Raw genomic sequence first — 12,403 nt, 5'->3', positions numbered from 1 at the left:
ATACCGCGCCGCCACCGTCACGGAACTGATCATTCCGCCGCAAATCAGGCCCTGACCAGCGGGAATTCACCCGTGACGGGGCCTGAAGGGGCCTCTGTGAAGGGCTCGCGCAGACTGTCGTGATGCGCGCCGAACTGGTCACCGAGCCCGGCGGGAGCGACCGGGCCGACGAGGACTTCACCTGTGTATCGCTTCCCGCTTCCGGACAGGGCGGTTGCCTCGTCCTTCTTGACGGGGTCACACCACCCGAAGGAGCGACGGGGTGCACACACAGCGTGCCCTGGTACGTGTCACGACTCGGGGGCGCCCTCAACGAACTGTCCGTTTCGCGACCCGACCTGACACTGCGCGAGATCCTCGCCGCGTCCATCCGGCGCACGGCGGAACTCCATCGGGCGACCTGTGACCTTTCTCACCCCCGCACCCCGCAGGCCACCGTGGTGCTGGCCCGCTGGGACGGCGACCGGGCCGAACACCTGGTCCTGTCGGACTCGGTGCTGCTGCTCGTGGGGCAGGACGGGGCGGTGCGGGCCGTGCTCGACGACCGCCTCGACCACCTGCCGCTCGCCGCGGAGCGCGCGGCGATGCGGGAGGCGGCGGAGGGGGAGCGCGAGGCGGCGCGGGCCGCGTACGTGCGCGCGGTGGAGTCCCTGCGCAACGCCGAGGGCGGCTTCTTCACGGCGGCGGCGGACCCGGACGTCGCCGCGCGCGCCCTGACCGGCGAGACGCCCCTGGCGGGGCTGCACTGCCTCATCGCCCTCAGCGACGGCGCGACCCGCTGGACCGAGCGCTTCCACCAGGGCGACTGGACCGCCCTCGCGACCCTCCTGCGCAACCGCGGCCCCCGCGCCCTCCTCGCCGAGGTCCGCCGCCTGGAACGCTCCCCCGAGGGTGCCGAGAAGCGGGGGAAGCGGCACGACGACGCGAGCGTGATCCTGGCGGAGGTGGGGGGCGGGGGGAGGTAGCGCGGCGGGGGTCGGGCTCACAACCCGTTCAGGCGGTGCAGCAGGCGGGCCAGTTCGGCGACCTCGCCGGGGGGCCAGCCGGACATCGCCTCGACGTAGCCGGCGCGGCGGCGTTCGCGCACTTGGCGGAAGCGGGCCTCACCCTCGGGGGTGAGACGTACGAGGCTGGCCCGGCCGTCGTCGGGGTCGGGGGCGCGGGTGACGAGGCCGAGGCGTTCGAGGGCGCGGATCTGGCGGCTGACGGTCGCTTTGCCGACGCCGAAGTACGCCGCGAGATCCGTGGCGCGCTGGGGCCCGCCGCTCTCCAGGCGGACGAGGAAGCTGTACGCGGCCGACTCCAGGCCCGGGTGGACCTCGCCCGCGAGTTCGGTCGACGTGGCCCTCGCCCGGCGCAGGAGGAGGCTCAGTTCGCGCTCCAGGGCGAGAAAGGCGTTCTCGGTCATGGCGTCCGTTCCTGGCGGCTGAAAAACAGCCCTCTCTCGGGGGTGAAACCGCAGCGTGTCCAGTATTTCCCAGGACTGGACCAGTGACGGCCAAAAGGTGCCCTACCCCGCCCCGGCTCTACTCGCGTAGCTTCCGTTTTGACATGGCCACGGCGCCCGACCCGGCCGCGGCACATATCGTCAGGTTCCCCACAAGCCGGACCTCTCGGAGGCACGCTATGTCCGTGCATACGATCCGATCATCCCGTCGCTCTCGTTTCAGAGCGGCCGGACCTCTCCTCGCAGCCCTGTCCCTCCTCCTCGCCCTGCCGGTGGCCGCCCAGGCCGCCGACGAGCCCTCCGTACCCGAGCGCGGCAGCGCCTACCTCGGCATGGGCGTCGCCGCCCACGACGGGGTCGGCGGCCTCCCCCGCGACACCCGCGCCGCCCAGACCGAGGGCGTCGACGTCGCGAGCTACCAGGGGAACGTCAACTGGAGCGCGCTGTGGAACAGCGGCGTCAAGTGGGCGTACTCCAAAGCCACCGAAGGGACGTACTACACCAACCCGTCCTTCGCCCAGCAGTACAACGGCTCCTACAACGTCGGCATGATCCGGGGCGCGTACCACTTCGCGACCCCCGACACGACGAGCGGCGCCGCGCAGGCCAACTACTTCGTGGACCACGGCGGCGGCTGGTCGAAGGACGGCAAGACCCTGCCCGGCGTCCTCGACATCGAGTGGAACCCGTACGGCGCCCAGTGCTACGGCAAGTCCGCCTCCGCGATGGTGAGCTGGATCAAGGACTTCGCCAACACCTACAAGGCCCGCACCGGGCGCGACGTCGTGATCTACACGGCGACGAGCTGGTGGCAGAGCTGCACGGGCAACTCCGCCGCCTTCGGCTCCACGAACCCGCTCTGGGTGGCCCGCTACGCCTCCTCGGTGGGGACCCTGCCGGCCGGCTGGGGCTTCTACACGATGTGGCAGTACACCTCGACGGGCCCGACGGTGGGCGACCACAACAAGTTCAACGGCGCCCTGGACCGCGTCAAGGCCCTCGCCAACGGCTGAGCCCGCACGCCGGTGGCCGGGACCGCGCGGGTCCCGGCCACCGGCCCCCGGGGGCCGGTCGCCCCGTCAGGCGGCCACCGCCTCCCGCTCCCCCGCGCCCGCGGGGGCGAGCGCCAGCTCCAGGACCTGGCGGACGTCGGTGACCGGGTGGACCTCCAGCTTCGCGAGGATCTCGGCGGGGACGTCGTCGAGGTCGGGCTCGTTCCGCTTGGGGATCACGACGGTCGTGATCCCGGCGCGCTGGGCGGCGAGCAGCTTCTGCTTGAGCCCGCCGATCGGCAGCACCCGCCCGGTGAGCGAGACCTCCCCCGTCATGGCGACCTCGGGCCGCACCTGGCGCCCGCTCAGGAGCGAGGCGAGCGCCGTCGTCATCGTGATGCCCGCGCTCGGCCCGTCCTTCGGGACCGCCCCGGCCGGGAAGTGGATGTGCACGCCCCGCTCCTTGAGGTCGCCCACGGGCAGCTCCAGCTCCGCGCCGTGCGAGCGCAGGAACGAGAGCGCGATCCGCGCGGACTCCTTCATGACGTCGCCGAGCTGACCGGTCAGCGTCAGCCCCGCGCCGCCCGTCTCCGGGTCGGCGAGCGAGGCCTCGACGTACAGGACGTCGCCGCCCGCGCCCGTCACCGCGAGCCCGGTCGCGACCCCCGGCACCGCCGTGCGCCGCTCGGCGGGGTCCTGCGCGGACTCCGGTACGTGGTGGGGCCGCCCGAGCAGCGGGCGCAGCTCCGCCTCCGTCACCGTGAGGGGCAGCTCCCGCTCGCCCAGTTCGTGCTGGGCCGCGAGCTTGCGCAGGAGCCGCGCGAGGGCCCGCTCCAGGTTCCGTACGCCCGCCTCGCGGGTGTACTCGCCCGCGAGCTTGCGCAGGGCGCTCTCGTCCACCGTCAGCTCGTCCTCGGTGAGCCCGGCCCGCTCGCGCTGACGCGGGAGCAGGTGGTCCCGCGCGATGACGACCTTCTCGTCCTCGGTGTAGCCGTCGAGGCGGACCAGCTCCATGCGGTCCAGGAGCGCCTCGGGGATCGACTCCAGGACGTTCGCCGTGGCGAGGAAGACGACGTCGCTGAGGTCGAGTTCGACCTCCAGGTAGTGGTCGCGGAAGGTGTGGTTCTGCGCCGGGTCGAGGACTTCGAGCAGGGCCGCCGCCGGGTCGCCCCTGAAGTCGGAGCCGACCTTGTCGATCTCGTCGAGCAGGACGACCGGGTTCATCGACCCGGCCTCCTTGATGGCGCGCACGATCCGGCCGGCCTGCGCGCCCACGTACGTGCGCCGGTGGCCCCTGATCTCCGCCTCGTCCCGTACGCCGCCGAGCGCGACGCGGACGAAGGAGCGGCCCATCGCGTGCGCGACCGATTCGCCGAGCGAGGTTTTTCCGACGCCGGGCGGGCCCACCAGCGCGAGGACCGCGCCGCCGCGCCTGCCGCCGACGACGCCGAGGCCGCGGTCCGAGCGGCGCTTGCGCACGGCGAGGTACTCGGTGATGCGGTCCTTGACGTCGTCCAGGCCCGCGTGCTCCGCGTCGAGCACCGCGCGGGCGCCGCGGATGTCGTACGCGTCCTCGGAGCGCTCGTTCCACGGGAGGTCGAGGACCGTGTCGAGCCACGTGCGAATCCACGCGCCCTCGGGGCTCTGGTCGCTCGCGCGCTCCAGCTTCTCGACCTCCTTGAGGGCGGCCTCGCGGACCTTCTCGGGCAGGTCGGCGGCCTCGACGCGGGCGCGGTAGTCGTCGCTCTCGTCCTCGCCGTCCTCGCCGCTCAGCTCGCGCAGTTCCTTGCGGACCGCGTCGAGCTGACGGCGCAGCAGGAATTCGCGCTGCTGCTTGTCCACGCCGTCCTGGACGTCCTTGGCGATCGTCTCAGCGATCTCCTGCTCGGCCAGATGCTCGCGAAGCTGGAGCGTGGCGAGCTTCAGGCGCGCGACCGGGTCGGCGGTCTCCAGGAGTTCGGTCTTCTGGGCGGTGGTGAGGAACGGCGAGTACCCGGAGTTGTCGGCGAGCGCGGCCACGTCGTCGATCTGCTGGACGCGGTCCACGACCTGCCAGGCGCCGCGCTTCTTGAGCCACTCGGTCGCGAGCGCCTTGTACTCGGTGACGAGTTCGGCCACCGCGCCGGGCAGCGGCTCGGGCACGGTCTCCTGGACACGGGTCCCCTCGACCCACAGCGCGGCGCCCGGTCCCGTGGTCCCCGCGCCGATGCGGACACGGGCCCGGCCCCGGACGAGGGCCCCCGAGTGGCCGTCGGCGAGTCTGCCGACCTGTTCGACGGTGCCGAGCACGCCGGTGGCGGCGTGGTCCCCGTCGACGCGCGGCACGAGCAGCACCTCCGGCTTGCCCCCGGAGCCGCCGGAGCGGGCGGCGGCCTGGGCGGCCTCCACGGCGGCGCGCACCTCGCCGTCCGAGAGGTCGAGCGGCACGACCATGCCGGGCAGGACGACCTCGTCGTCGAGCGGCAGCACGGGCAGGGTGAGCGGTGCGGACGTCAGAGCCATGATCTCCCCTTCGGCAGTCAAGTTGAGCTGTACCGACTCAATGTCCAAAGAAGCTCTGGTGTTCCCGCTTCCCTGTTCGCCCACAGCGATCACCCGGAGCAGGACTCGTACGAAATTCGTACCGCTGATCGTGAACCACGGTGCCGCTGCCCGGCGATAGAGGGGGTGTGAGACGTGAACGCCCCACCGGGGCAGGTGAGGACGCCGCGCTGCTGCGCGCCGTGGCGGCGGGCGACGCCGACGCGCTCGCCGCGCTCTACGACCGCCACTCCGGCTGGCTCCACGCGCGGCTCGCGCGGCGCTGCCCCGACAAGGAACTCGTGGGCGAGATCCTCCAGGACACCTTCCTGACCGTGTGGCGCTCGGCCGCGCGCCACCGCGGCGCCGAGACGGGCGGCTGGCTGTGGACCCTCGCGAGCCGCCGCCTCGCCGACGCGCTGCGCCGTCAGGAGCGCGCGAAACGTCCCCTCGCCGAGCCCGTGCCGCCCGCCCCCTCGGCCGAGGACCGCGTCCTGTCCGGGCTCGCGTACGGGGACGCGGGCGAGGCGCTCGGCAGGCTGCCCGCCGAACTCGGCGAGGTGCTGCGGATGACCGTCGTGGACGGGCTCAGCACCCGCGAGACCGCCCGCCTCCTCGGCATCCCCGAAGGCACCGTCAAATCCCGCGCGCTGCGCGCCCGCCACCGGCTGCGCACCGCCCTCACCACCCGCCCCGGCCACCCGGGAGGCACCCCATGACCCCAGCGCCCCGCCACCCCGGCGCCGCCCACGCCGCGCGCTACGCGCACGGCACCCTGCCCGAACCCGCGGCGAGCGCCCTCGAAACCCACGTCGAGACGTGCGGCGCGTGCGCCGCGCTCGTCTCCGCCGAGGTCCGCCGGACGGAGGCGGGCCCCGCGCTCGCCGCCGTACGCGCCGGACTCCTCGCGGCCGTCGCCCGCGAGACGACCGACGCACGACCGGGAGCGGCCACCTCGCGCGAGGCCCCGAGCCCCCGCGCGGCTTCCGAGCCCGCGGCCCCCGCCGCCCCGCCGCCCGCGCGGACCGCCGGGGGGCGGTTCGCGCGGCGCCGGGGCACCTCCCACGGCCTCTCCGCGCGCCCCCGCACCCGGCGCCCCGGCCGGCTCCCGGCCCCGTACCGCCCCCGCCTCCGCCCCCCGTTCGCCGCCCTCCTCGCCGTCCTGCGCCCCGGGTGGTGGCTCGCGCTCGTCCTCGTACCCGCGCTGTGCCTGCTGCTCGGGCGCGGGGCCGGGAACCCGGGCGCGCGAGTGCTGCTCGTCGCCTGCGCGCCCCTGCTGCCGCTCGCCGGGGTCGCGCTCGCCTACGGTCCCGGCGCCGATCCCGCGCACGAGATCGCCCTCGCCAGCCCGCGCGGCGGACTGCGGCTCTTCCTGCTGCGCGCGGCCGTCGTGTGCGCCGTGAGCGTGCCCCTGCTCGCCACCGCCGGGGCGCTGCTGCCCCGGGTGCCCGAAGGCCCCGGTGCCGCCGCCTGGTTGCTGCCCGCGCTCGCGCTGACGCTCGTCGCGCTCGGCGCGGGGCCCGTGCTCGGGCCGGGCGGCGCCGCTGCCGCCGCCGCGGCCGGCTGGGGCGCGGCGCTCCTGCTGCCCGGCGGCGGGGGCGGCGGCTGGCAGGGCCTGCCCGCGCGGATCGCGCTCGTCACGGGCGAGCCCGCCGCGCGCTTCGCCTGGCTGCTCGTCGCCGTGCTCGCCGCGCTCGCGGTCCTCACCCGCCGTGAGCACTACCACCGCACCTGACCTCTGCCGCCTCGCACACCCTGGAGCCCCATGTCCTCGCGCGCCCCCTTCCTCCCGACTCCTCCCCCGCCGCCCCCGCCCGCGCACCCGACCCTTGAAGTCGAGGAGCTGACCGTTCGTTACCGCCGCCGCACCGCCCTCGACGGGCTGAGCCTCTCGCTCGGTCCCGGCGTGCACGGGCTGCTCGGGCCCAACGGCGCGGGCAAGTCCTCGCTCGTGCGGGTCCTCGCGACGGTCACGCGGCCCGGCGCGGGGCGCGTGCGGCTGCACGGCCACGACCTGGCGAGCGCGCGGGGCCGCACGGAGGCACGGCGGCTGCTCGGTTATCTGCCGCAGGAGTTCGGGTACTACCGGAGCTTCACGGTGCGCGAGTTCCTCGCGTACGTCGCGTGGCTCAAGGAGGTCCCGGCCGACGACGTGCCCGCGGCCGTCGAGCGGGCGCTCACACGCACCGGGCTCGGCGCGCGGGGCGACTCACGGCTGCGCGAGCTGTCCGGCGGCATGGTGCGGCGCGCCGGGATCGCGCAGGCGCTCGTCAACGATCCCAGGCTCCTCCTCCTCGACGAGCCGACGGCCGGTCTCGACCCCGAGCAGCGCGTCGACTTCCGCGCGCTGCTGCGCGAGGTCGGGCGCGAGACGACGGTGCTCGTCTCGACGCACCTCGTCGAGGACGTCGCGCAGGCGTGCACCGAGGTGACGCTCCTGGAGGAGGGCCGCCTCGTGCTCCGTACGACCCCCGCCGACCTCGCCCGGCTCGGCGCCGGGGCGCCCGAGGAGTGGAGCGGCGGCGGGAGCGAGACGGAGCGCGGCTACACGGCGGCGCTGCGCGCGCACCGCGAGAACCCGGGCTGGGGGGCGGGCGCGTGACGACAGCGACACGGACACGGCCCCTCGCGGTACGGCCGGTGGCGGTACGCGGGCCCTTCGCGACCGAACTGCGGCGCGGCCCGGGCCCTCTCACGGGCGCCGTCACGGGCCTCGTCCTCGCCCTGATGCTCGGCACGACGCTCTTCTCGTGGCTCGGCGTGTGGGCGCAGACCGCCGAGTTCACGCACCTCGCGGCCGCGCAGATCGGCCTCCCGCTCGCCCTCGCGGCCGGCTGCTGGTCGGGCGGCAGGGACCGCGCGGCGGGGATCGAGGCGCTGCGCGCGACGATGGTGCGCCCGCGCACGCGACAGATCGCCGTCGCGGCGCTGCCCGCCCTCGTGTGGACCGTCGCCGCGTACCTCCTCCTCCTGCTCCTCGCGTACGCCGCGACGTGGGCGACCTCGCTCGGCGGCGGCGTCCACGGCGCGCGACTCCTGCTCGTCCCCGCCGACGCCGCCGGCATCTGCGCCGCCACGCTCGCGGGCGAGTTCCTGGGGCGCCACGTGCGCTGGCGCCTCGCAGCCCCCGGGCTCGGAGTCCTGCTGTACGGGCTCGTCGGAGTGCTGCGCGGCGACACCCCGGCCCGGGTCAACCCGGCCGTCTGGGTCGCGCGCGACACCCCCGCCACGTGGCTGCCGCTCCTCTACGGGGCCGGGGCGCTCGCCCTCGCCTGCGCCCTCTTCCTGCTCCTCGCCCACCGCCGCGCCGCCGCGCTCCCCGCGCTGCTCGCGGCCCTCGCGCTCCTCCCGCCGCTCGTGCACGACGGGCGGTTGTGGCACGGGGAACGCGCGCCGCTGGCGCAGGTCTGCGCGCGGCAGGGGGTGCCCGCCGTGTGCGTGCGGTCGAGCCTCGCGGGCCTGCTGCCCGACATGGAGCGCGTCGCGCGGCCGATGCAGGAGCGGCTGCGCGGGGTGCGGGGGCTGCCGGAGCGGTACGACGACAGGGGCGGAACCGGCGGGAGGGGCAGGCCGCTCCCGCAGGCCCCGGGCATCCTGGCCGGTCAGGACTTCCGGCTCGCCGAGCTGACCGACCCCGAGCGCTACCGGCGCGACCTGGCGTACGCGCTCCTGCCGTGCTTCGAAGCGGAGACCGACGGCGACTTCCCCACGCGGCAGGCCGTCATGTCCTGGCTCACCGGGGAGCGCGACGTCTTCGCGAACACCAAGGAGTTCCGCGCCGCCGACCGCGGGCTCCGCGCCATGACCCCCGCCGCCCGCGCCGACTGGCTCACCTCCTACTTCGGCGCCCGCGACGCCTGCCACGCGAAGCAGCCCGGGAAGGTCCCGGCCCTGTGAACGACTGCCTCCCCCCGGTGGGCCTCCGCCTGCACGCGCGCGCCCGGCACGTCCCCGGCGTGGTGCTCCTCCTGCTCGCGAACGCGCTCCTGTGCGGTGTCCTGAGCCGTACGGTCGAGGTCTATCTCGACCCCGACGCCATCACCCCGCTCGTGGCGCTCTGCCCGCTGCTCGCCGCCGCCGCGCTCGGCGCGGCGACCCTGGAGCCGCTCCCCGAGATCGCCCCCACGACCGCCCGTTCGGGCCCCCTCCTGCGCCTCGGGCTCTACCTCGCGCTCGCGCTCGCCGGGGCCGCGCTCCTGTCCCTCGTCACCCCCGCCGGCGAGAGGGGCGCGGCCTCCTACGGACCGGGCGTCATGGCCCGCAACACCCTCGGTGTCGCGGGGCTCTGCGCGGCCTCCGCCGTGGTGCTCGGCGCCCGGCTCAGCTGGCTGCCCGTGCTCGGCTACGGGGCCGCCGTCTTCCTCGGCGGCCGCACGCCGCGCCCGTACGCGACGACCACCCGCGTCTGGGCCTGGCTCGACCAGCCCGTCGGCGACCGCCTCGCCCTCGCGCTCGCCCTCGCGCTCTTCCTCGCGGGCGGCGCGCTCTTCGTGGCGAAGGGGGCGCGCGCCGAGCGGGCGTGAACCGGTTTGCCGGGGCGGGGCGCGCCGCCGGAGGATGGCGGGTGCGATCGATCCAGGAGGTATGTGCGATGAGCGCCGCCCAGCCGAAAACCGCTCTGCCGGACGAGGAGTTCCCCGGCGCCCGCTTCGGCCCGGGGCCGGACGCCCCGCCGGAAGTCCTCGACCGGCGCGAGGGCCCGTACGGCGAAGTGGTGCTGCGGCGGCACGGGGATCTGCTCCAGATCATCGCCAACGGCACGTTCCTCATGGACACTTCGGACGGCCGCTCCGAGCGGCTGCTCGTCGACGCGGCGCTCGGCGCGCTCGACGGGCGGCCCTCGCCCTCGGTGCTCATCGGTGGGCTCGGGGTCGGCTTCTCGCTCGTGCGCGCGGCGGGGCGGGAGCGGTGGGGGCGGATCGTCGTCGTCGAGCGCGAGGGGGCGATCGTGGAGTGGCACCTCAGGGGCCCGCTCGGCGCGTACACGGCGCGGGCGCTCGCCGATCCCCGTACCGAGATCCTGCGCACCGACCTCGTCGCCCACCTGCGCGGCCCCGGGGAGCGCTTCGACGCGCTGTGCCTCGACATCGACAACGGCCCCGGCTGGACGGTCGACGAGGGCAACGGCGGGCTGTACGACGCGGCCGGGCTCGCCGCCTGCCGGGAGCGTCTGACGCCCGGTGGGGTGCTCGCCGTGTGGTCGGCGCGGCCCTCGCCCGCCTTCGACGAGGCCTTGCGGAATGCCGGGTTCCAGGGGGTGCGTACCGAAGAAGTCCCTGTTGCCCGGGGCGTTCCGGACGTCGTTCATCTCGCCCTGCGGCCCGCATAGCTAAGCGGCGCCCGGTGCCCGTACGCTCTTCACGACCGCGGACCCCCCACCCCCGGCCCCCGTGTTGTCGGCCGGGCGCGCGCGTCGGACGGACGTGTTCCCGTGCGTGTTCCCGCGAGTGAGCAGGCTCATGTCTGGGCTCGTGGGCTCGGGGCAGAAGCGGAACGGACGACACACGTACCTTCAGGGCGGGGCGATGGAGCAGACACAGACCTCCCACAGCGGCACGGCACCGGCCGCCGGGGCACAGCGGCGCGTACTCGTGGTGGAGGACGACCCGACGATCGTGGACGCGGTCGCGGCCCGGCTGCGTGCCGAGGGCTTCCTCGTGCAGACCGCGCAGGACGGGCCCTCGGCGGTGGAGACCGCCGAGGCGTGGCAGCCGGACCTGCTGGTCCTCGACGTCATGCTGCCCGGATTCGACGGGCTGGAGGTGTGCCGCCGCGTGCAGGCGCACCGCCCGGTGCCCGTCCTCATGCTCACCGCGCGCGACGACGAGACGGACATGCTCGTCGGGCTCGGCGTGGGCGCGGACGACTACATGACGAAGCCGTTCTCGATGCGCGAGGTCGCGGCGCGCGTGCACGTGCTCCTGCGCCGCGTCGAGCGGGCCGCGCTCGCCGCCGCGACGCCGCGCAGCGGGGTGCTGCGCCTGGGCGAGCTGGAGGTGGACCACGCGCAGCGGCGGGTACGGGTGCGCGGCGAGGACGTGCACCTGACGCCGACCGAGTTCGACCTGCTCGTGTGCCTGGCGGGGACGCCGCGTGCGGTGCTCTCGCGCGAGCAGCTGCTCGCCGAGGTGTGGGACTGGGCGGACGCCTCGGGGACCCGTACCGTCGACAGCCACATCAAGGCGCTGCGCCGGAAGATCGGCGCGGAGCGGATCAGGACCGTGCACGGCGTGGGCTACGCGCTGGAGACCCCGGCGCCGTGACGCGGCACAGCGTCGTGACGCCGTGAAGGGGCGCGGGTCGCCTGGACGCGCGAGGGGGAGGAACGTGATGGCGCAGTACCAGGACGGGGCGGGGACGCGGCTGCGGCCCTTCCCGATCAAGGCGAAGCTCGGCACGCTCGTCGTGCTCTCGGTCTTCATCACCACCGGGCTGCTGCTCGTGGCGCTGCGCACCGATACCGAGCTGCGGTTCATCACGGTCTTCTCGGTCATCGCGACGCTCCTGATCACGCAGTTCGTCGCGCACGGTCTCGCGTCCCCGCTCGCCGAGATGACGACGGTCGCGCGGGCGATCTCGCACGGCGACTACACGCGCCGGGTCTCGGGCGCGGACCGGGGCGACGAGCTGGGCTCGCTCGCCGAGACGATCAACCGCATGGCGGACGACCTGGAGGCGCAGGACCACCACCGCAAGGAGCTCGTCGCGAACGTCTCGCACGAGCTGCGCACGCCGATCGCGGCGCTCCGCGCGGTCCTGGAGAACGTCGTGGACGGCGTCTCGGCCGCCGACCCCGAGACGATGCGCACGGCGCTCAAGCAGACGGAGCGGCTCGGGCGGCTCGTCGAGACGCTGCTCGACCTCTCGCGGCTCGACCACGGCGCGGTGCCGCTGCGGGCGCGGAGCTTCGAGGTGTGGCCGTACCTCTCGGGCGTCCTCAAGGAGGCGCAGCTCACGGGGGCCGCCGTGGCGCGCCGCAAGCTCGCCTCCGAGTCGGGGAGCCATACGCGCAGCGACGTCGCCCTCGCCCTCGACGTCTCGCCGCCCGAGCTGACCGCGTACGCGGACCCCGAGCGGCTGCACCAGGTCGTGGCCAATCTCATCGACAACGCGGTCAAGCACAGTCCGGCGGCGGGGAAGGTCACGGTGCGGGCGCGCGCGGGCGCGGGCCCCGACTCCCTGGAGCTGGAGATCATGGACGAGGGGCCCGGAATCCCGCGCTCCGAGTGGCACCGCGTCTTCGAGCGCTTCAACCGGGGAGCGCTGCCGCACGTGCAGAAGGCGGGCTCCCAGGGCGGCGACGGCGGTACGGGGCTCGGTCTGGCGATCGCGCGCTGGGCGGTGGATCTGCACGGCGGCCGTATCCGGGTGGCCGAATCAGCTCGGGGCTGCCGCATGCACGTCACACTTCCGGGGAAGCCGTTGAACGAGCAGTTGACGTAGG

12 protein-coding genes are annotated in these 12,403 nt (G+C 75.0%); 10 read left to right on the top strand and 2 right to left on the bottom strand.

Going from position 1 to position 12,403, the window contains the following annotated elements:
* Positions 1-122: 122 nt before the first annotated feature.
* A complete protein-coding gene (locus ACIP4O_RS13665) occupies positions 123-965 on the top strand; it encodes a hypothetical protein (RefSeq protein WP_401574652.1) in 843 nt (280 codons plus the stop codon).
* Between the two features lie 17 nt (positions 966-982).
* Here the strand turns inward: ACIP4O_RS13665 and ACIP4O_RS13660 are convergent, their stop codons facing one another.
* Complete coding sequence (locus tag ACIP4O_RS13660) at positions 983-1,408, bottom strand: MarR family winged helix-turn-helix transcriptional regulator (protein WP_361331594.1); 426 nt, start codon at positions 1,406-1,408, stop codon at positions 983-985.
* A gap of 218 nt (positions 1,409-1,626) precedes the next feature.
* On the opposite strand from ACIP4O_RS13660, the gene ACIP4O_RS13655 reads away from it, so the two are divergent.
* Positions 1,627-2,460, top strand: a complete 834-nt coding sequence (locus tag ACIP4O_RS13655) for a lysozyme (RefSeq protein WP_361331592.1) — start codon at positions 1,627-1,629, stop codon at positions 2,458-2,460.
* Between the two features lie 66 nt (positions 2,461-2,526).
* On the opposite strand, the gene lon is transcribed toward ACIP4O_RS13655, so the two are convergent.
* The gene (gene lon, locus ACIP4O_RS13650) at positions 2,527-4,941 is read right to left on the bottom strand and encodes an endopeptidase La (RefSeq protein ID WP_401574651.1); all 2,415 of its coding nucleotides are present in this window, start codon (positions 4,939-4,941) and stop codon (positions 2,527-2,529) included.
* 167 nt (positions 4,942-5,108) lie between these two features.
* On the opposite strand from lon, the gene ACIP4O_RS13645 reads away from it, so the two are divergent.
* The 8 genes from ACIP4O_RS13645 (at position 5,109) to ACIP4O_RS13610 (ending at position 12,402) form a co-directional block, all read left to right on the top strand.
* On the top strand, positions 5,109-5,678 hold the full coding sequence (locus ACIP4O_RS13645; protein ID WP_401574650.1) for an RNA polymerase sigma factor: 570 nt from the start codon (positions 5,109-5,111) through the stop codon (positions 5,676-5,678).
* Positions 5,675-6,694, top strand: a complete 1,020-nt coding sequence (locus ACIP4O_RS13640; protein ID WP_401574649.1) for a zf-HC2 domain-containing protein — start codon at positions 5,675-5,677, stop codon at positions 6,692-6,694. Before ACIP4O_RS13645 ends, ACIP4O_RS13640 begins: the two co-directional genes overlap by 4 nt.
* 30 nt (positions 6,695-6,724) lie before the next feature.
* The gene (locus ACIP4O_RS13635) at positions 6,725-7,561 is read left to right on the top strand and encodes an ABC transporter ATP-binding protein (protein ID WP_401574648.1); all 837 of its coding nucleotides are present in this window, start codon (positions 6,725-6,727) and stop codon (positions 7,559-7,561) included.
* Positions 7,558-8,856, top strand: coding sequence for a hypothetical protein (locus ACIP4O_RS13630; protein ID WP_401574647.1), 1,299 nt, complete (start codon positions 7,558-7,560; stop codon positions 8,854-8,856). Before ACIP4O_RS13635 ends, ACIP4O_RS13630 begins: the two co-directional genes overlap by 4 nt.
* On the top strand, positions 8,853-9,482 hold the full coding sequence (locus tag ACIP4O_RS13625) for a hypothetical protein (RefSeq protein WP_401574646.1): 630 nt from the start codon (positions 8,853-8,855) through the stop codon (positions 9,480-9,482). Before ACIP4O_RS13630 ends, ACIP4O_RS13625 begins: the two co-directional genes overlap by 4 nt.
* Positions 9,483-9,550: 68 nt before the next feature.
* Positions 9,551-10,288, top strand: a complete 738-nt coding sequence (locus tag ACIP4O_RS13620) for a spermidine synthase (protein WP_401574644.1) — start codon at positions 9,551-9,553, stop codon at positions 10,286-10,288.
* A 196-nt stretch (positions 10,289-10,484) separates the two neighbouring features.
* The gene (locus ACIP4O_RS13615; RefSeq protein ID WP_164283088.1) at positions 10,485-11,222 is read left to right on the top strand and encodes a response regulator transcription factor; all 738 of its coding nucleotides are present in this window, start codon (positions 10,485-10,487) and stop codon (positions 11,220-11,222) included.
* A gap of 67 nt (positions 11,223-11,289) precedes the next feature.
* The gene (locus tag ACIP4O_RS13610) at positions 11,290-12,402 is read left to right on the top strand and encodes an ATP-binding protein (protein WP_401574642.1); all 1,113 of its coding nucleotides are present in this window, start codon (positions 11,290-11,292) and stop codon (positions 12,400-12,402) included.
* Position 12,403 lies beyond the last annotated feature (1 nt).

Source organism: Streptomyces sp. NPDC088923, assembly GCF_044749745.1.
Lineage (GTDB): Bacteria > Actinomycetota > Actinomycetes > Streptomycetales > Streptomycetaceae > Streptomyces.
The sequence above is the reverse complement of the archived record's forward strand: the minus strand, read 5'-3'. Positions and strand labels throughout refer to the sequence as shown.

Coding starts and splice junctions, on each gene's coding strand:
- ACIP4O_RS13665 (WP_401574652.1), top strand. CDS start 123: ATGCGCGCCGAACTGGTCACCGAGCCCGGCGGGAGCGACCGGGCCGAC.
- ACIP4O_RS13660 (WP_361331594.1), bottom strand. CDS start 1,408: ATGACCGAGAACGCCTTTCTCGCCCTGGAGCGCGAACTGAGCCTCCTC.
- ACIP4O_RS13655 (WP_361331592.1), top strand. CDS start 1,627: ATGTCCGTGCATACGATCCGATCATCCCGTCGCTCTCGTTTCAGAGCG.
- lon (WP_401574651.1), bottom strand. CDS start 4,941: ATGGCTCTGACGTCCGCACCGCTCACCCTGCCCGTGCTGCCGCTCGAC.
- ACIP4O_RS13640 (WP_401574649.1), top strand. CDS start 5,675: ATGACCCCAGCGCCCCGCCACCCCGGCGCCGCCCACGCCGCGCGCTAC.
- ACIP4O_RS13635 (WP_401574648.1), top strand. CDS start 6,725: ATGTCCTCGCGCGCCCCCTTCCTCCCGACTCCTCCCCCGCCGCCCCCG.
- ACIP4O_RS13620 (WP_401574644.1), top strand. CDS start 9,551: ATGAGCGCCGCCCAGCCGAAAACCGCTCTGCCGGACGAGGAGTTCCCC.
- ACIP4O_RS13615 (WP_164283088.1), top strand. CDS start 10,485: ATGGAGCAGACACAGACCTCCCACAGCGGCACGGCACCGGCCGCCGGG.
- ACIP4O_RS13610 (WP_401574642.1), top strand. CDS start 11,290: ATGGCGCAGTACCAGGACGGGGCGGGGACGCGGCTGCGGCCCTTCCCG.